The 18,529-nt window shown below is 53.5% G+C and carries 15 protein-coding genes and 1 pseudogene; 8 read left to right on the top strand and 8 right to left on the bottom strand.

Features of this window, described 5'->3' with window-relative positions; translation table 11 throughout:
- Positions 1-2: 2 nt before the first annotated feature.
- From AC0LWT_RS09435 to AC0LWT_RS09420, 4 genes and pseudogenes are all read right to left on the bottom strand, one after another.
- Complete coding sequence (locus AC0LWT_RS09435) at positions 3-2,663, bottom strand: non-ribosomal peptide synthetase (protein WP_474680969.1); 2,661 nt, start codon at positions 2,661-2,663, stop codon at positions 3-5.
- 613 nt (positions 2,664-3,276) lie between these two features.
- The gene (locus AC0LWT_RS09430) at positions 3,277-3,369 is read right to left on the bottom strand and encodes a hypothetical protein (RefSeq protein ID WP_474681047.1); all 93 of its coding nucleotides are present in this window, start codon (positions 3,367-3,369) and stop codon (positions 3,277-3,279) included.
- Positions 3,370-3,389: 20 nt separating this feature from the next.
- The gene (locus tag AC0LWT_RS09425) at positions 3,390-3,548 is read right to left on the bottom strand and encodes a hypothetical protein (protein ID WP_474680968.1); all 159 of its coding nucleotides are present in this window, start codon (positions 3,546-3,548) and stop codon (positions 3,390-3,392) included.
- A 62-nt stretch (positions 3,549-3,610) separates the two neighbouring features.
- Positions 3,611-3,826: pseudogene (locus AC0LWT_RS09420) on the bottom strand (Tn3 family transposase); the annotation flags it as partial.
- A gap of 198 nt (positions 3,827-4,024) precedes the next feature.
- Between AC0LWT_RS09420 and AC0LWT_RS09415 the strand changes: the two are divergent.
- The 3 genes from AC0LWT_RS09415 to AC0LWT_RS09405 are packed head-to-tail and all read left to right on the top strand — an operon-like array spanning position 4,025 to position 6,043.
- Positions 4,025-4,636, top strand: coding sequence for a DUF2239 family protein (locus AC0LWT_RS09415; protein ID WP_474680967.1), 612 nt, complete (start codon positions 4,025-4,027; stop codon positions 4,634-4,636).
- 23 nt (positions 4,637-4,659) lie between these two features.
- Complete coding sequence (locus tag AC0LWT_RS09410; protein WP_474680966.1) at positions 4,660-5,130, top strand: DUF1330 domain-containing protein; 471 nt, start codon at positions 4,660-4,662, stop codon at positions 5,128-5,130.
- Between the two features lie 22 nt (positions 5,131-5,152).
- A complete protein-coding gene (locus tag AC0LWT_RS09405) occupies positions 5,153-6,043 on the top strand; it encodes an alpha/beta fold hydrolase (protein WP_474680965.1) in 891 nt (296 codons plus the stop codon).
- Between the two features lie 181 nt (positions 6,044-6,224).
- Here AC0LWT_RS09405 and AC0LWT_RS09400 read toward each other — a convergent pair whose 3' ends face one another.
- Positions 6,225-6,986 (bottom strand): ArsR/SmtB family transcription factor, encoded by a 762-nt coding sequence (locus tag AC0LWT_RS09400; protein WP_474680964.1) that lies wholly within the window; start codon positions 6,984-6,986, stop codon positions 6,225-6,227.
- A gap of 203 nt (positions 6,987-7,189) precedes the next feature.
- Between AC0LWT_RS09400 and AC0LWT_RS09395 the strand changes: the two genes are divergently transcribed.
- The 4 genes from AC0LWT_RS09395 to pepF all read left to right on the top strand — a co-directional run bounded on the left by AC0LWT_RS09395 (position 7,190) and on the right by pepF (position 11,330).
- On the top strand, positions 7,190-7,741 hold the full coding sequence (locus AC0LWT_RS09395; protein WP_474680963.1) for an NADPH-dependent FMN reductase: 552 nt from the start codon (positions 7,190-7,192) through the stop codon (positions 7,739-7,741).
- Positions 7,742-7,902: 161 nt separating this feature from the next.
- Positions 7,903-8,250 (top strand): ester cyclase, encoded by a 348-nt coding sequence (locus tag AC0LWT_RS09390; protein WP_474680962.1) that lies wholly within the window; start codon positions 7,903-7,905, stop codon positions 8,248-8,250.
- A gap of 31 nt (positions 8,251-8,281) precedes the next feature.
- On the top strand, positions 8,282-8,683 hold the full coding sequence (locus tag AC0LWT_RS09385) for an ester cyclase (RefSeq protein ID WP_474680961.1): 402 nt from the start codon (positions 8,282-8,284) through the stop codon (positions 8,681-8,683).
- 361 nt (positions 8,684-9,044) lie between these two features.
- Positions 9,045-11,330 (top strand): oligoendopeptidase F, encoded by a 2,286-nt coding sequence (gene pepF, locus AC0LWT_RS09380; RefSeq protein ID WP_474680960.1) that lies wholly within the window; start codon positions 9,045-9,047, stop codon positions 11,328-11,330.
- A gap of 433 nt (positions 11,331-11,763) precedes the next feature.
- Here pepF and AC0LWT_RS09375 read toward each other — a convergent pair whose 3' ends face one another.
- From AC0LWT_RS09375 to AC0LWT_RS09365, 3 genes are read right to left on the bottom strand one after another with little or no spacing between them, the layout of a single operon-like run.
- Positions 11,764-12,621 carry a carbohydrate ABC transporter permease gene (locus AC0LWT_RS09375; RefSeq protein WP_474680959.1) on the bottom strand — a complete coding sequence of 286 codons (858 nt, stop codon included), beginning with the start codon at positions 12,619-12,621 and terminating at the stop codon, positions 11,764-11,766.
- Between the two features lie 13 nt (positions 12,622-12,634).
- Positions 12,635-13,519, bottom strand: coding sequence for a carbohydrate ABC transporter permease (locus AC0LWT_RS09370; RefSeq protein ID WP_474680958.1), 885 nt, complete (start codon positions 13,517-13,519; stop codon positions 12,635-12,637).
- A gap of 37 nt (positions 13,520-13,556) precedes the next feature.
- Entirely contained in the window at positions 13,557-14,801 is a 1,245-nt protein-coding gene (locus AC0LWT_RS09365; protein ID WP_474680957.1) for a sugar ABC transporter substrate-binding protein, read from the bottom strand.
- A 288-nt stretch (positions 14,802-15,089) separates the two neighbouring features.
- Here AC0LWT_RS09365 and AC0LWT_RS09360 point away from each other — a divergent pair, with 288 nt between their 5' ends.
- Complete coding sequence (locus tag AC0LWT_RS09360) at positions 15,090-18,500, top strand: GH36-type glycosyl hydrolase domain-containing protein (RefSeq protein WP_474680956.1); 3,411 nt, start codon at positions 15,090-15,092, stop codon at positions 18,498-18,500.
- The last annotated feature ends 29 nt before the right edge of the window (positions 18,501-18,529 follow it).

Genomic DNA, 18,529 nt, shown 5'->3' with positions numbered 1-18,529 from the left:
ATTTACCTTCCTTTCGTTCTAAGGTTCTTTTGCCGCATCATTTCTTCCCTTCGATGATGGATGTTTACGGATGATTTTTGGCTAGCCTCCTCTCCCAAAAGCTCTGCATTCAAGTAGCGAGCCAGCGACCTGATCGTGGGAAACCGGAACAAATCCGTCATGGTCACGGATTCATGAACGTGCTGGCGGATCAAATAATGAAGCCGGAACATCCCTATCGAATCCCCGCCGGCTTCAAAAAAGCCGACATCCGGCAAAATATCGTGTCTGCCGGTCACTTCTTTCCATAAATCCGCGATCCGCCGTTCCGTTTCGGTCAGACCGTTTTCTTGCGGCAGCGAAACGGGAGAGTGAAGCTCCGACAACATTTTGCGGTCAATTTTGCCGTTCGGCGTAAGCGGCATCTGCTCCAACTGGACGAATCGAGCCGGGATCATATAGTTCGGCAGCGTCTCGGACAAGGAAATTCGCAGCTCGTTTGCATGCAGCTCCCGATCCGCCACGAAGTACGCCCACAGCTGATGCAGGCCGAATTCGTCCGCATTGGCCATTGCCACGGCTTCCTTCACGCCGTCGACCTGCAGCAGCTGCGCTTCCACTTCGCCCGGTTCGATCCGGTAGCTGCGAATTTTCACCTGGTGATCGATTCGACCCAAATACTCGATTTTGCCGTCCGGCAGCCATCTTGCCAAATCTCCCGTCCGGTAAATCCGCTCTCCGCCGAAGCGGCTTGTCACAAATTTCGCCGCTGTTAGCTCCAGACGATTGAGGTAGCCCCGCGCCAGCCCGAGGCCTGCTGCGCATAGCTCGCCGGGCACGCCCACCGGCGCCAGATGGCCAAACGCGTCGGTTATATAGACGCGATGGTTCGGAACGGGACGGCCGATCGACACTGGCCGATCCTCTTGCGGGTCGCCGGAGGCCGCCCAGACTGCCGTTGCGATCGAGTTTTCCGTCGGGCCGTACCCGTTGTAGTACTTCACTTTGTCCTTCCACTTTTCCACCAATTTCAGCGACGCGGCCGAGCCGGCCGTAAACAAAATTCGCAGGTTCGGCATATGATCCGGCTCCAAATAAATCGCATACGCCGGCGGCAGCGTCGCCATCGTAATGCTGTGGTCCGCCAAATAGGACTCGAGCAATTGGTAGTTCAATATTGTCGCTGAAGCCGGAACATACAACGTCGCGCCGCAAAAAATCGCCGCATAAATTTCCCAATATGCCGCATCGAACGAAAGGCTCGCAAACTGCAGCACACGATCCGCCGGGGTCAGCTTCAACTCCCGGTCGAAATATACCATCAGGTTCGTGAGGCCGCGATGCTCCACCATCACTCCCTTCGGCTCGCCGGTCGTCCCTGACGTATAGATGATGTACGCCAGATCGTCCGCATTTGCCGCCGCCGGGTCCAAGTTCGAGCCGTCGACGTCGTAAACCGTCTCGTTATCCAGATCAAGGATTGCGGCTTTCGACTGCAGCTCTGCGTTCAAGCGTTTCCGGGCTAGCAGCAGCTTCGCGCCGGAATCTTCCAGCATGTACTTGATCCTGCCTTCCGGAACTTCCGGATCGATCGGCACATAGGCTCCGCCTGCCTTTAAAATGGCAAATATGGCTGCGTACACAGGCAGAGAACGCTCCGCCATCAGGCCGACAAGCGTATCTTTGCCGACGCCAAGTTCACGCAGCGTCCGCGCCAGACGGTTCGCCCGCTCGTTGAGTTCCCGGTACGTCAGCGTCTGCCCTTCAACATACAGCGCCGGCCGGTCCGGCGTTCGCTCGGCCTGCTGCTCAAGCAGGCTGTGAATCGTTTGCCGATGCGGCGAATCCATCGCCGTGTCGTTAAACGGCCCGAAGATTTGCGCTTTCTCAATCTCCGTCACAACTTCCAGATCGCACACTTTTATGCCCGGATCCGTCACCACCCGCTCCAGCATATGCACCAGGTGCCCGTAAATCCGCTCTATCCACTCCGCGTCGTACATGAGCGTGTTGTAGCAGAAGCTGACCTCAATCTCTTTAGCGGGCAGTATGCGAATGATGAAGTCATAGAGCGCCGGCTCCTTAAGCAAGCGGCCTGTTTCTGCTTCTGCCTTTGCTTCTGCCTCGCTGGCTTGCCTGACCGGCCGTTCAATCGGATCGTTTTCAAAGATCATCAGATGGCCGATCAAATGCTGCTTCTGCCCCGCTGCATGCTGAATGTCATTACTGTAAGCGTGTGAAGTGAGGCTCCGCTCGTGCTTTCTCTGCATGACATCGGCAAAGCTCGTTTCCCCTTCACACTGAATCCGCACCGGTATCGTGCTGCCATTGTCGGACATTCCGCTGACTTGTCCCGTGTACGGGATGTTTGTTGGCCGCACCCGCACAATGCTGCCGAATACAACGTCATTGCTATTGTTGTATCGCTGCAGCAGCAGGCCCCACGCTGTTTGCATCAGCGCAATGACCGCTACATGGTGCTGTTCTGCGACCCGTCCGATCCCTTTGCCAAGCGTTTCGTTCACACGGTAATAAAGCGTGTTGGCTTCATAGCCGTTGACTTTGCCATGCGGCTTGCCGGACGGCACCAGCGTTTGCTCTTCGTAGCCGGCTAAATAGCCCTTCCAATACGCAGTCGCCGCATCTTGATCCTGATTTTCAAGCTGTCCGATCTGCTCCCTCACTTTGTACGTACACTCCTTTCGGGAACCCAAATTATTACAATTTCAATATGGGAACGAAGCAAAATGTTTCGTTTTGTTTTGCCGCCAAAGACGGCGCATTTGTTCGTATAACGGCTCGGCAGCGTGCAAAACCTGCGAAAGTGCAGGCTTTTTCGATAGGATCGGTACGTTTCGGGGAAAAACCTGCAAAAGTACAGGAATTATCCCTCATGAGCAGGCCGAACCCTATGTACCCGCAGAAAAGCCTGCGCATTTGCAGGAATAATCCGAAACAAGCGTATGAAGCAGCAAAAAGATGTATGTTTGCAGGTTTTCTGTTCATTGACAGTGATGCATTGGTCCCATATTTTTGCACACCCCTCCTTTTCAACATGATCCTCGGCTGTTTTGCATAAATATTCCAAATATTATTAAATTCTATTATTTTATTCAAAATTCCTTTCTCTAAAAAACACTATTTTTGTCGCAATTTGGAATCCGTGACCGAAATTAGACTGACGAAGGGATTTAACCTGATCAGGCCAACAGGAAATGTCGCATCTTATGCGGCGTCAGATTTTGAACAAGACCGGCTTCTTCCGAATATTTGGCCAAAATCTTTCGTCCCCCCCGATCAGTATTCTTTAAATGACTGAGGAAACGGAACGATACGATCCTTTCCGCCTTTTCCGTTATTAATGCGAACCTGACAGTAATCACAATCAATATCTGTCAGTCTAATATTGATTAGTTCGCTGACGCGGATGCCTTGGGAACCTCGATTTCAAGCTCCGCTCTCAAGTGCTGGAATAAGCTTTTCAAGTACGCGTAGTCTGGCCGCTCGCCGCGCAAATACTTTGCCGGTTCCCGAGCCTTCTTTTTGGACGATGTACGTTTTTCCGTCACGCTAGTTCCCCTTCCAAGGATAATCGTTCGCTCATGTTGAGGCGGAATGTGCCATAAGGATCGAGTTCTCCTAATGCTTGATAAGTTGGATGCTTCAAATTAATCCGGGTAAACCGTTTCAAGATGGCTTCTGTCTCTGCGGTACCGAGCCGTAGTGCGGTGGCGTACTTCATCATCTGATCGTACTGCTGTCGGATCAGTTCCCAGTTAATCGGTCTCGCAAGCACAGGCTGAAGATTCGGGAAGGCGTCCGTCATACCAGAATCGGGACGATACAGAACGAGAAGTTTTGCGACAAAACACAGCATGTACAACATAAAACAAACACTAGCCCTCAACAGCGCGGTTCCTCTTAGGCCGCGTTTTTTGCATGTATTCCCTCCATAACGAACGAGAAAATACATTTTACCCGGGTAATATTGATTTTTTATTTTTATCCGGGTATAATTGGTGAGGCAATCAGAGAGGAGGTCAGCATGAGTAATGCCCTAACGCGCTTTTACTGCACGGCATTTTTGGGTGTGGGAGTCGTCGCCAGTGGTTCGTTACAGCATGTTGTTACTACAGTGAAGGATGCTCTGGATGACAGAGACCTCACACAGCTGCTTATATTTGACGATTCCACGGGGAAGCCAGTAGATGTTGATTTTCGTGGGAAGACAGATGATGTGCTCAAACGATTAGGAGAACAGTTTGGTGACTTACCCGGTACGGAAGTGAATCACCAGCCTACACGGCGGGTCGGTCGACCCAAGCTGGGGGTTGTATCCGGTGAGGTTACGTTATTGCCACGGCAATGGGAATGGCTCAAGAGTCAACCTGGAGGTGCGTCGGTAACATTACGAAAACTCATTGATGAGGCTCGCCGTGCTGGAGAAAAACAGAGCAATATCCGAGAGTCACAAGAAGCAACATATCACTTTATGACAGCTATGGCCGGGAACTTCCATCAATACGAAGAAGCTCTGCGGGCACTGTATGCTGGTGATTTGGATCGTTTTTACCACTTCATCGATGACTGGGCACCTGATATCAGAAACCATGTCAAAAGATTAGCCGCTAATGCATTCCCTGAAGGGAACCTATGAATGAAAGCATGTGGAGATTTGGAATGAAAAAAGGAACTACGAAAGGAGCCGCTATGACGGAGTTTGGATCTATTCGTTACATCGAACCATCGCAACGCGCTGGCATGAGGTTCATGCAGCGAGGCATTGAGGGCAGCATCGTCATGTTGAACCTGCTGCGTTTTCGTGATATTGCCGATTACACAGCCAATCCTGAACTAACACCGGAGGACCCAATCAGCGGTGCCGAAGCTTTCAACCGCTATATTGAGCACACCCTCCCATTTCTCCGTGAAAGCGGAGGTGAAATCATGTTTCTTGGCGATGGCGGAGAGTTTCTTATCGGACCCGAAGACGAAAGATGGGATCTTGTCATGCTGGTCCGCCAGAGCAGCGCGCAGTCGTTTCTTGCTTTTTCAAGTCATCAAGACTACCTGGCCGGTATCGGGCATCGGACTGCAGCGATCGAAGATTCCCGCCTTCTGCCAATGGCAGAACTTCCGATACCGAATTAATGAATTGGAGGAGAACATGATCATGAACATTCTGAAAGTCAACGGCGTTGATTTGGCCTATGACAGTTTCGGTAACGAAAATGACGAGGCTATTATCCTAATCGCCGGGCTTGGAACCCAGATGATTCGATGGACGGTTCCGTTTTGTCGGATATTAGCAGCGCGGGGCTTTCGCGTAATCCGCTTTGACAATCGCGACGCAGGTTGCTCGACACACTTTAGCCATTATCGGGCGCTGGATTTTGACGCACTGGCGACTGCTCTCATGTCAGGACAGCGACCGGACATCCCTTACACTCTCGATGACATGGCAGGCGACGCTATCGGACTGCTCGACGCCCTTTCAATTGACCGGGCACATGTCGTTGGCAGGTCGATGGGCGGAATGATCGCCCAGATTGCAGCCAGTGAGTACCCTGAACGGGTTTTATCACTCACCTCCATTATGTCCAGTTCCGGTAATCCCACCCTTCCGCAAGCTTCCCCGGATGTCATGGCGATGATGACTAAACCGGCGCCGAACCCCTTTGAGGATGAAGCAGGATTTTTGGCGCACAGCCTCTCTTTTGCCAAACGCATCGCCGGCACTGGCTATCCGTTTGAAGAAGACGCTTATCGGGCGCTCATTCTGGAGGAAGTCCAGCGAGCCTACGATCCAGGCAGTGTCGGACGACAAATTGCTGCGATCGCTGTCTCCGGTGACCGTCGTCCGCGGCTGGCGACCATAAAAGTACCAGCACTTGTCATTCATGGGGTGGACGATCCCCTGTTCGTCCCGGCGTGTGGCGAGGACACGGCTTCTGCCATCCCGGGCGCCGAGCTAATGTTGGTTGACGGCATGGGACACGACCTGCCGCACCAACTGTACAAAGTAACCGCTGACGGCATAGAGCGAACGGCTCGTCGCAATTGACACGCGTAGCAACCAGCCGGAGTCCCGCGGTGCCCAACGGGGCTTCCTAACAGAGACTCCATTTGATCGTATATGTGGAATCGATCGAATAAGCGCCGGTTTCATGATAACATCGTGAGCCGGCGCTTTTTCTGTGGGGATTTTTCCAAACTGACGATGGTCAGATTCAGAAACGAATTATTCAAGTAACGAGCATCCCCCCGGTTTCAAGCAGCGTTTTCAAACCCGAAAGCACAATCGGCAGACCGTTTTCAAGAATCCGCGCCGTAGCTGCAGCCTGCTCGAATTCATCATGCACGACGGTTACGAGGGTTACGCCCTGGAGCTCGGCATGCGATCCGATCTCCCATGTAATGCGCGACGGAGTATCGTTTTCCGTACCCGGAAACGAGATGAACCGCCAACCCATAACGAGCTTGTTCGGAGGATCCATCTCAAGAATGGTCCCTTCCGCCTTCTTTTCATCCCCGTTCCATAATTCGAAGGGAGAATCGACTTCCCAGTTGGACCGGATGGCGCAGTTGAACCAAAACTTCGACGTTTTGTCCGGATCCGTTATCGCTTTCCATACCTGCTCAGGCTTCGCTTTTATCGCAATCCGGTTGACATGACGGGGTTTGTTGTTCATGTTCGTTTCACGCTCCAATTCGTTTTGTAGAGATGTTAATTCGATCGCCCAGGGTTCGGCGTATTTGCTTACCCACCGGTCGTAAATTTGGCGTATGGGTACGGCATTCAAATAATGCAGCTTTTCCCGGCCTGCTTTTCTCGTGGTAATGAGCCCGGCTTCCTCCAATATATTCAAATGCTTCATGACGCCAAACCTGGACATGTCGAGCGGGGCGCAGAGATCGTTTAGCGTTCGTCCATCCGAGGCGTGAAGCATATCCAGAAGCGTACGGCGACTGGGATCGGCAAGCGCTTTGAATATGTCATTATCCAATCGGAGCACCTCCTTTTTGACATTCAGAAAAAAATGGAATGAAGTCACTTGACATGTTACCATATAGTAACGTATGATGAAAATATCAATAGTGACCTTACAGTCACATATTATCACAAACGGATTTGTTTGTCAGCCGGCGGCATGTAAATCCCTCCCTCTAACCACAACCAACCATTTGAAAATGAAAGGTGATGTTGAAGATGAAAGTAACTTTGATCGCAGGCAGTAACCGCGCAAACGCAAGCAGTACCAACCTTCTCCGGTACATGGAAAGTCTTTTGAAAGCCCAGCATATTGCGGTCCATTTCGTTGATTTATCGGCGCTGCCGCTGCCGCTCTTTTCGCCGGACAACTGGGATTTCCACCCGAACGTCCAGCGAATGCTGGAAGCAATCGCAGCCGGCGACGGTTTGATTCTAGCGACTCCGGAATATCACGGCTCCATATCCGGCGCACTCAAAAACGCTTTGGACTATGTAAACGCCAAGCAAGTTGCAGGCAAGCCTGTGCTCTCGGTGAGCTCCGCCGGCGGCCCGCTCGGAGTAAGCTCGCTGACCCACCTGCAGACTATTGTACGCAATTTGCACGGGGTTAGCTGTTCAGAGTGGATTTCTATCGGGTATGGTTCGAATGAATTTGGTCCGGATGGCGCTCCTTTAGACGAGGGTATGAGAGACAGAGTTCAGGGTGCAGTCCAAACTTTCGTGGAGCTGACCCGGAAGCTTGTGACAACCGCCGCGGCATCAAATTAACAACGCAGTCTCTTTTTTTTCGCCAACATGTTACCTTTTGGTAACGTAATGACGTTGGAATAGCGATCATCTTCATCCCAGTATCCCATTATGCCTGTTCGTGGGTAAATTTGCTTCAGTAGAACGGGCTTTACTAAACCTTACTTAAGGAGATGTTTTTTATGAAACCGATAGAACAAAAAAATGCAGAAGCAGTGACCGCATTTATCGAGGATATTGCGAATCAAAACATTCTGGAAAGGACGGATCAGTTCTTTGTCAAGCAATTCCTGGAGGCATTTACGGATCGTCAGTATACCGTGGATGAAATTCTGGCCCAAGAAGAAAAAGTCATCGCAAGAATCCTCATGACGGCTGTGCATTCAGGTCATTTTGCGGGAAATGCACCTACAGGCAAAACCGTGAAGGCAACTCAATTCCGCGAATTCCGCGTCATCGATGGGAAAATCGCCGAACACCTCGGCTGGTTCGATACAGGCACACTTTTGCCTCAAATCCAGGCTCAATAATTGCAAATAAACCTATAAGGAGATGGCGGACATGAAAACGACGGAACAGAGAAATGTGGAAACGGTAAATGAATTTATAAAAGCATTTTGGAACCAAAATGAATTGGATTGCGTGGATCGTTATCTGTCAGCCGATTATCAAGAGCTTTCTTACCATTCCAAAGAAGGCCTCAAAAAATTTGCCGCAACAATCTTGGAGGCATTTCCCGATAAAAGCTACACTGTCGAAGAGATCATCGGCCAAGGGGATACGGTGCTCGTCAGAATGACAGTAAAAGGCACGCATCAAGGCATATTCTTTGGTACTGCGCCTACGGGCAATACGATTGATGTCACTCTGTACCGCAGATATCGCGTTGCGGACGGCAAAATTGCCGAGCATCGCGGCTGGATCGACATGGTGACTATGTGGAGTCAAATTCGCGGCAACTGAACGGATTCCTCCCTTATACACTGTGCTTCAAAGCGTTCATGCGGCCTTTCCCTTCATATGCTCCAAACGCAAACAACCGAGCCTCATATAGGATCGGTTGTTTGGTCTTATGCCGCCAATTGGGATACTGCTATGAAACTCCCGTATTTCGCAAGCCATACTATCGCGAATATTCTGATATCAATTTATCGACATAATAATTATTATGTAATCTTTTATCTATTCATCGTGTATATAGTAAAAAAAATTTCTGGTTTAACAAGGGAATTTTGTATTTTTATACTATTCGTTTTTGTGAGACTGTTGTATGATAGTTTTATTTAGATTGAAAAAATTGTAAACATGAGAGGAGCTATCGCACATGAAAAAGAAATGGCTGATCACTCTGACCGGCGTCACCCTGACCGTATCCGCCCTGTCCGCCCCGTTCATACCATTGAACACGGGGTACGTGCTCGCAGCGGCTGGGCAGCAATCGGAGAGCAAACCGTCCTATCCGACGCGCGCCGACATTCCGTCGGCCTATAAGTGGAAAACGGAAGACATCTATGCCGGCAAAGCAGCCTGGGACGCCGATGTGAAAAAAGTCCGCGATTTGGCGGAGGCTTTCACTGCCAAGTATCAAAACAAGCTGGGATCCTCCGCTTCCGTGCTGAAATCGGCTCTGGACGATTACACCGAACTGAACCGCCTCTTCGACAAAACGTATGTGTTCGCACACCTGAGCCTGGATGTTAACTCCGGCAATCCGGACATGCAGACGCTCTCCGACGGCGCTGACAAGCTTAGCTCCGATACGGCTTCGAAACTGGCCTGGTTCACCGTGGAGCTGAACCAAATTCCGGACGACCAGCTCGCAGCGCTGCTGAGCGCCCCCGAACTGAAGCCGTTCAAACATTTTGTCGAAGATAAGGTCCGCACGAAAGCGCATACTCTTTCCAAGGAAATGGAAGAAGCGTTAGCCAAAACCTCCCCCCTCTCCAGCAATCCGGAAGACACCTTCTCCATGCTCATCAAAGATATCAAATTTCCGACGATCAAGGACGAGAACGGCAAGGAAGTCCAGCTTACGCGCTCCAACTTTATCACTTACATGGAAAGCAAAAACCGGGACGTCCGCAAAGCGGCTTTCGAAGCTTACTACGGTACACTGGCCAAGTTTCAGGACACCTTTTCGAAAACGCTCGGCGGCGAAGTGCAGGCTAACAACATCAACTCCGAATTGCACAAATACGGATCGGCTCTGGAAGGCGCGCTGACGCCGAATAACGTCCCTGTCCAGGTCTATGACGAGTTGGTCAATACGGTGAACAAAAACTTGTCGCCCCTGCACCGTTATATGGAAGTGAAGAAAAAGCTGCTCGGCGTCGACCAGCTTCACATGTACGACATTTACACCCCTGTCGTCGAATACGAGGAACGTTACATACCGTATGAGGAAGGCAAGCAGATGGTGCTCGACGGGCTGAAACCGATGGGCGACGCGTATGAGAACGTCCTCAAGGGAGCTTTTGACCAAGGCTGGATCGACGTCTATCCGACCGATGACAAACGGAGCGGCGGCTACCAGTGGGGTACCTTTGACACGCATCCTTACATACTGCTGAACTACGAGGGAACTTATGACTCCGTGAGCACGCTCGGGCATGAGCTGGGTCACGCCATGCAGTCCTATTACACGAACAAAACGCAAAATTACTTGAACTCAAGCTACCCGATCTTCACGGCGGAAGTCGCTTCCACCATGAACGAAACGCTGATGTTCAAATCTTTTTACGCCAAAGCCAAATCCAAACAGGAAAAGCTCTATCTGCTGAATCAATACCTTGAAAATTTCCGCACCACCCTATTCCGCCAAACGCAGTTTGCCGAATTCGAGCGCGCGATTCATGAAAAAGCGCAAAAAGGCGAGTCCCTCAATGCGGAAACGCTGAAAAAACTGTATCTCGACATTAACAAAAAATACTACGGCCCTGCGATCGTGTCCGATGACGAAATCGCCATGGAATGGGCGCGCATCCCGCACTTCTATTACGGCTACTATGTGTATCAGTACGCGACTTCCTTTGCGGCGTCCGCGGCGCTGGCCGATCAGGTGCTCACCGAAGGTCCGACGGCCGTGAACCGCATTCGCGACAACTTCCTTGCGGCAGGCAATTCCGCATCGCCGATCGACGTTCTGAAAGCAGCCGGCGTTGACATGTCGACGGCCAAACCGATCGAAGAAGCGCTCAAGGTGTTTGAATCGACGCTTGCCGAATTCGAGAAGCTTGCAGCCGAGGTGGAAAACGAAGGCTCGGTAACGGTTAAAGTGACAATTAACGGCAAACAACAGCAGTTCGAGCAAGCTCCGCTCAACGTCGACGGCAGCATCCTCGTCCCTGCCCGCGGTGTGTTCGAAGCCTTGGGTGCGAAGGTAGCCTGGAACGAGGAGCAAAAGGCGATCACAGTGACAAAAGGCGGCAAAACGATCGTCCTGACGCTCGACTCCAAAACCGCAACGGTCGACGGCAGCAGCGTGACTCTGGAGCAGGAAGCGCGGCTCGCAAACGGCTTCACCGTAGTTCCGGCCCGATTCATCGCAGAAGCGCTGGGCGCAAAAGTGACTTGGAACAGCGACGACCAAACGGTTGTTATTACGGAATAAGTGAAACAGGTTGCCCAATCAGGTTGATTCATCCGTCTAGCGGCAGACAGGCATGGCGATGTTCGGCGGGCGCATACGGGCCGGCGTTCCCGATCTCCAATCGTGCTGCGCCGGGTGGAAGATGTAACTGGTTGCCGGAGGACGGCCTATTGCAGTCCCTTTTGCCCTTTTCTGTTTAATTTTTCGCATACAAAAGTCATCTTTATCGCTGTTTGGCACGATTCTGTTCGGTTTTTCATATTTATTTTTCGTTTTTCACGAAATCAGTACAATTTCTGTGTGAAATTTCGAATAGATTTCCACGATTCGCAAGTGGCAGCGGTTGGCAGACCGGCTCCTCTCTTATTCATTCGAGTTGAACCCCCAGTCAAACCTGGGGGTTTACGTATACAACAAAAACCTCCGCTCCCAGTTTCGGGGCGGAGGTTTCACTTTATTTCATGCCTGAAATATTGTAATTCTCGATAATGTGCTTCTGGAAGAAGAAGAAAATAATCATAATCGGAATGACCATGAACGCCGCGCCCGCCATCTGCAGCGCGAAGTTGGTGCCATGCTGGCCTTTCAGCAGCTGCAGGCCGACCGACAGCGTGTACAGCTTCTCGTCGTTGGCGATGATGAGCGGCCAAAGGAAGCTGTTCCAGCCGCCGATGAACGTCAGGATCGCCTGCACGGCGAGAATCGGTTTGGACATCGGCAGTACGATTTGTGCGAAAAGCCGGTACTCGCTTGCTCCGTCCAACCGTGTCGCCTCCATAATCTCATCCGGCAGCGTCAGCATGAACTGGCGGAACAGGAAAATGCCGAAGGCGCTCGTGAAGCTCGGCAGCACGACGCCAAGCATCGTGTTCGTCAAATTGACGCTGTTCAGGATGAGGTACACCGGGATCATCGTGACCTGCCCGGGAATCATCATCGTGGCGAGCACGAGCAGGAACATTTTTTCCCGGCCCTTGAATTTATACTTGGCAAAGCCGAAGCCGGCCATCGCATTCAGCAGCAGTCCGACGAAGGAGAGCAGCGTAATCAGCAGCGTATTAAACAAATACGTGCTGAAATCCATCTCCGTGAAAAGTTTGCTGAAGTTGTCAAACGTGAACATTTCCGGCCACAGCGTCGGCGGCATGCGCTTGATCTCCCCTTCCGTCTTGAAGGCGGAGAGCAGCATCCAGATGAACGGCAAAATCATCGCCACGCCAAATACGGTCAAAACAAGGCCGGCGATCCACTGCTGCAGCTTTCCGCGCGAGCTTTCGGTCCGGCCAGACGTTTTAATCGCGGATGATGACATACATGTTCGCCTCCTATTCCTCGGCTTGCTTCCGCTGGAGTCTCAGCTGGAGCATGGTGACGGCAATAATAATAAAGAAGAGTATGAACGATCCCGCTGCCGCATAACCGAAGTGGCTGAACTGGAAGCCGTTCTGGTAAATAAACAGCGATGCGGATACGGTGCCGTTAAGCGGTCCGCCCTGAGTCATGACAAAGGGCTCTTCAAAAAACTGCAGCCAGCCGATCATCGTCGTCACGCTGACAAAGAAGATCGCAAAACGCATCATCGGAATCGTAATCCGCGTCAGCTGCTGCCAATTGCTTGCCCCGTCGAGCTGCGCAGCCTCATAGTACGACCGGTCGATCCCCTGAAGCGCGGCGATGAAGATGATCATATTCAGCCCGATGCTTCGCCAGAGCGCCAGCATAATGAGCGACAGCTTGGCAACGGTCGGCTCGGTCAGCCATGGCACCGGGTCTGCGCCGAGCGACGTCAGGATGTAGTTGAACAGGCCGATGCGGGGATTGTACAGATAGCTCCAGACAACGGCCACGGCCACTACGTTGGTGACCGACGGCAGGTAGTACACGCCGCGGAATATTTTGAACACGCGCGAGCGGCCGAAGTTGATCAGCAGCGCAACGCCGAGCGAGCACACGATGACCAGCGGCACGCCGACGATGACATAGAACAGCGTGTTTCGCAGCGCCAGCAGGAAGACGGGATCGCCCAGCACATCGTCGTAGTTTTTGAGCCCGACAAAATGAATGGTCGAATAATTGGCAAGACCCGCGAGACCCATGTCGGTCAGGCTGATGTATACCGCAACGAGAATGGGCAGCAGGGAAAACACAGCAAGCAGAATAAGGGTCGGCCCGATAAAGACGTATGGCGCAGCCTTTGAAGGTCCTTTCATGATCTCACTTCCTTTGCACTTGGCCGATTAATCAGTTTTACTTGTTCAGCAGCTGCTGGGATTGCGCGTTGAAGTCTTTCAACTGGGCATCGATGTCCGCCTTGGCACGGTAAATCTGTTCAAAGGTTTTCAGGTAGTTCTGGGAAATATTATCCCACGATTTGACGAGCGGCATCGGCTCGGCGGTTTTCAACTGCTCGCCGACAACGCTCATATTGGCATCCCCTTTCAGCTGCGGATCTTCCCACGCCTTCATATTCGCCGGCAGCTCGCCGGTTTGTTTCATCCAGGCCAGCTGGTTTTCCGGCTTGCTCAGGAACGAGATGAACTTCATCGATTCGGCTTTATGCTCGGTAAAGTTGAAAACGGCCAAGTTGGAGCCGCCGAGGGAGCTCATATTGTTTTGCTTCGACGGCAGCACGGCTGTGGCCCATTTGCCGTCGACATTTTGAACTTGATCCTTGACAGTTTTGATCATCCAAGGACCGCTGATGAACATCGGAACCATGCCGTCTCCGCCGAACGTCTGGGAAATGTCCAGGCCGAGATCGACCGGAGCGTAGCCGTTTTGGAAAAAGCTACTCAGATACGCCACCGTATCGCGGAACGCCGGCTGGTCGAACTGGGCCTTGTTGTCCGTAATCAGCTTGGCGCCGTTTTGACGGGCGAACATGAAGCTCAGCGTAGGTTCCTTCGGATCCAGGCCGATGCCGTATTTGTCCTTGCCGCGCTCGGTCAGCTTTTTGGAAGCGTCGAGCAGTTCATCCCAAGTTTTTGGCGCATGATCGTACCCGACCGATTTCAACACATCGGTGCGATAAAATAATATTCTTGTCTCGGCAAGCCAAGGCACGCCGAAAGTTTTGCCGTCGAACTGATTGGAGGTTACAGTGCCTTTGAAAAAGTTGCCGGCGGCGAGCTCCGGATATTTGGCCAGGTCCCCTGTCAGATCGGCCAGCGCGCCCGCCGATGCGAATTCCGGCATCCAGGTGGTACCCATCTGCAGCACATCCGGTCCTTTTTTGGAAGCAACTGCTGTCAGCAGCTTGTCATGGGCACTCCCCCACGGAATCGCTTGTACCTTTATCGTAATATCCGGGTTCTCTTTGGCGAAGGCCTCTGCCATCTGCTCCATCGGCTTGCTGCTGTCGCCCATCGCCCAGACGGAGAGCGTGACTTTGCCGCTTTCTCCGGATTTGTTACCGCTTGACGAGCAGCCCGCGAGTACAGTTCCTACGAGTATAACTGTCGCGATGGCCGCGCTTGCAGTTTTCTTTTTCATCTGTTTTTCCTCCCCTGATTAAGTTGCTCCAAACTTTATAGAAACGTTTCGATATGAATTATAGATCAAATTGAAATCGTATTCAAGGTTTTTTTGTTGAACAATTTCCCCTTCATATATAGCCGGAAATGGACAATTTCCGTACAGCATGCGCGAACACACAAAAATATTTAACGTTTGACTTCATTTCACTACTTTGTTTATACTCTTTTTAACTGTTATAGAAACGTTTCTATTACCCATTTTCCGTTGTAAGAAGGTTTTACCCATCAGAGGAGGTACTGCACGATGTCGACTCAACAACCCGCTCCGCACCCGGCCGTCTGGCGGCTGGAAGCCGGAGCTTTAGCCTTCACCTTTCATCCGTCGGGAGACCTGTATGAGGCTCTAGGCGGCGGAATTATGCTGAATCAGCTGCTGAGCAGCCCGCCGGACGGCTCGCTGAACAACCTATATTTGAGGATCGCCCGGCCTGAGGGCTACTCGGTCCATCCGCTGCTCGGCGTCCGCTCGGCAAGCCGCGTCAGCCGCGGAGAACACCGCATCACCTGGAGCGGCATCGCCGACGAGATTCGTTATGAGGTCTCTTTTCTGCTATCATCGCGCAATATATGGTTTTGGGAAGTCAACCTTCATTCGGAAGGCGCTTCCGTCCGGGCGGATATCGTCTACGGCCAGGATATCGGCCTCGGCGCTCCCGCCGCCGTGCGCAGCAACGAAGCCTACTGCTCGCAGTATATCGATCATGCGGCCTTCCGTACTGAAGATTTGGGCTGGGTCGTCTGCTCCCGTCAAAATCAGCCGCAGGCTGGACGCTTCCCTTATTTGCAGCAGGGCTGCCTGACGGGCGCCGCTTCCTTTTCCACCGACGGCTTCCAATTTTTCGGCCTCAGCTTCAAAGATACCCATCAGCCCGAGGCGCTTTCTCGAGATCAACTGCCAAGCAAGGTATACCAGTACGAGTTCGCCTATACAGCGCTCCAGTCCCAATCGATGGATGCGGCGGAAGGAGCCCGAGCCGTCTTTTACGGCATGTTCCGCGAGGATCATCCCGAGGCGGTCGCGTCAGCCGAATTCGCCCATGAGCTTGCGGCAGCTTGGCAAGAGGCGGAGTCCTTGCCTGCCGCCGAAGGACCTGCCCATCCGGTGCCGCTCAAGTCGCCGGATCTCGGAGCCCCGCTCAAGGTCCGACCGCTGACGGCCGCCGAGCTGCAAGCGCGCTATCCTTCCCGTCTGGAGGAGGAATGGGCGGATGGCGAACTGCTCTCCTTTTTCACTCCGACTTACGAGCACGTAGTGCTGAAAAGCAAGGAGATGCGCATCGAGCGGCCGCACGGCCATATTTTGATGAGCGGCGCACCCGACCGGGCGGGCGTCGAAATGCTGACTTCGACCGCTTATATGTACGGGGTTTTTCACTCCCATCTCGTCGTCGGCAATACTTCTTTCAACAAGCTGCTGAGCAATACGCGAAATGCGCTAGGCGCCACCCATGCCTCCGGGCTTCGATTATACGCCCGGGTCGGCGGCAGCTTCCGGCTGCTCGCCATGCCGAGCCTGTTCGAGATCGGCTTCAACTATTGCCGCTGGATCTACCGGCTGGACGGGGATACGCTCGAAATTACGAGCTATACGAGCGCAGACTCCCCTGACGCGGTGCTGGAAGTGAGGTCCGAAAGCGGTCGGCCCCGCGAGTATTTGATCACCGCACAGATCACTATGGGCGACCGCGAGTACGAGGCTCTTTATGAACTGACAGAGCGCGAAGGCTGCCTGCTCATTGCCGCGGCCGAAGGCTCGCCGATCCGCGAGGCGTATCCCGGGCTCCGCTACCGGATCTGTGCCGAAGGCACCGGGCTGCGCAGAACCGATGAGCGCAGGCTGATGCCGTCGCTTGTCCCAGGGCCGGCCCCGCTGCTTGTGCTGGAGACGGATGCCGCGGCTTCCTGGCGCCTCCTCATCGGCGGCCGCCTTGCCGGCTTCGGCGCCGATGCGCCCGCAGCGCCCTCTCCCGCTTTTGAAAGCGAGAAGCTGAAATACCGCGAGGATATGGCCAAGTTGATGAACGGCTTCGCCATGGAGCACCCGCAGGGCAGCGAAGCCGTGCAGCGCCTGAACATGCTGGCGTGGTGGTACACGCATAACATGCGGGTTCATTTTGCGGTTCCTCACGGGCTGGAGCAATACGGCGGAGCCGCTTGGGGTACACGCGACGTATGCCAAGGGCCTGCGGAGTACTTTCTTGCGGTTCAGCATTACGAGGCGGTCCGCGATATTATTTTGACGGTATATGAACATCAATACGATTCCGGCGGCGGCTGGCCGCAATGGTTCATGTTCGACCGCTATCGCCGCGTCCAGCAGGAAGAGAGCCACGGAGATATCATCGTGTGGCCGCTCAAGCTGCTCGGCGACTACATCGCCGCAACGGGCGATACCTCCATTTTGGAATCTGAGCTATCCTATACGGATCAGCACACCTTCGAGCTGACAGAGAAAAAACAGGCGCTGTTTCATCATGTGCTGAAGCAGATGGACTACATCCGCGCCCGCTTCCTGCACGGCACCCGTCTTTCCGCTTACGGCGACGGCGACTGGGACGACACGCTGCAGCCGGCCAGCGCGGAGCTGCGCACCTATATGATCAGCAGTTGGACCGTGGCGCTGACGTATCAAGCCGTGCGGCAGCTCGGCACCCTGCTAGCTTCCGCTCCCGCCGCGGGCGGCGCCTCCGAAGAGCACCGGGCATTCGGCGCGGAACTGCTGCAGCTGGCGGACGGCATCTCTGCGGATTTCCGCCGCTACATGAATCCGGACGAAGTCATTCCCGGCTTCCTGTATATGAAGGACCCGGAGCAGCCGGACAAATGGCTCCATCCGACCGACACGCGCACCGGCATCCAATACCGGCTGCTGCCGATGACGCGCAGCATGATTGCCGGGCTGCTCACGCCGGAACAGGCCGAACAGCATTACCGGCTGATCAAGCGCGAGCTGAGCTTCCCGGACGGCGTGCGGCTGATGAACCGGACGGCTTCTTATGAAGGCGGCGTCAGCACCCGCTTTAAGCGCGCGGAGCAGGCGGCCAACTTCGGCCGCGAAATCGGGCTGCAGTATGTGCATGCCCATATCCGCTTCATCGAAGCGATGGCGGGGCTTGGCAAGCCCGAGGAAGCGTGGCTGGCGCTGCAGGTCATTAACCCGATCGGCATTCGCAAAGCTGTGCCGAACGCGGAATTGCGGCAGAGCAATACGTATTTCAGCAGCTCCGACGGCAAGTTCGCAAGCCGCTATGAGGCTGCGGAGCGCTTCGGCGAGCTGCGCAGCGGCTCGGCTCCCGTCAAGGGCGGCTGGCGCATCTATTCCAGCGGCCCCGGCATCTACATGAACCAGCTGATCTCGAACGTGCTTGGCATTCGCCTAGCCGCAGGCCGTCTTCAGCTGGATCCGGTGCTTCCGGCCGAGCTGGACGGACTGAGCGTGCGCTTTGCGGCAGCCGGCCGGCCGGTGCGCATCACCTACACGCTCTCCGGCAGCGGGAGCGCTATCCGCCGGATTACCGTCAACGGACGCGAGGCCTCCTTCAGCAGGCTCATCGGTCCTTACCGCAGCACCGGCGCGGAATTGTCCCTGGAGGAGCTGGAGCCCCTCTGGCTGCCGGAAGCCGAACAGCTGAATGAAATTGCGATTGAAGCCTGATTATGAAAAAATCGTCTTCCGGATAACGC

Source organism: Paenibacillus sp. sgz302164 (assembly GCF_056120505.1).
Note: the sequence above shows the minus strand (reverse complement) of the source record. Positions and strands in the feature narration are given on the sequence as shown.

Coding starts and splice junctions, on each gene's coding strand:
- pepF (WP_474680960.1), top strand. CDS start 9,045: ATGAAAAAGAAATGGCTGATCACTCTGACCGGCGTCACCCTGACCGTA.
- AC0LWT_RS09390 (WP_474680962.1), top strand. CDS start 7,903: ATGAAACCGATAGAACAAAAAAATGCAGAAGCAGTGACCGCATTTATC.
- AC0LWT_RS09360 (WP_474680956.1), top strand. CDS start 15,090: ATGTCGACTCAACAACCCGCTCCGCACCCGGCCGTCTGGCGGCTGGAA.
- AC0LWT_RS09405 (WP_474680965.1), top strand. CDS start 5,153: ATGAACATTCTGAAAGTCAACGGCGTTGATTTGGCCTATGACAGTTTC.
- AC0LWT_RS09370 (WP_474680958.1), bottom strand. CDS start 13,519: ATGAAAGGACCTTCAAAGGCTGCGCCATACGTCTTTATCGGGCCGACC.
- AC0LWT_RS09385 (WP_474680961.1), top strand. CDS start 8,282: ATGAAAACGACGGAACAGAGAAATGTGGAAACGGTAAATGAATTTATA.
- AC0LWT_RS09375 (WP_474680959.1), bottom strand. CDS start 12,621: ATGTCATCATCCGCGATTAAAACGTCTGGCCGGACCGAAAGCTCGCGC.
- AC0LWT_RS09395 (WP_474680963.1), top strand. CDS start 7,190: ATGAAAGTAACTTTGATCGCAGGCAGTAACCGCGCAAACGCAAGCAGT.
- AC0LWT_RS09365 (WP_474680957.1), bottom strand. CDS start 14,801: ATGAAAAAGAAAACTGCAAGCGCGGCCATCGCGACAGTTATACTCGTA.
- AC0LWT_RS09415 (WP_474680967.1), top strand. CDS start 4,025: ATGAGTAATGCCCTAACGCGCTTTTACTGCACGGCATTTTTGGGTGTG.
- AC0LWT_RS09410 (WP_474680966.1), top strand. CDS start 4,660: ATGAAAAAAGGAACTACGAAAGGAGCCGCTATGACGGAGTTTGGATCT.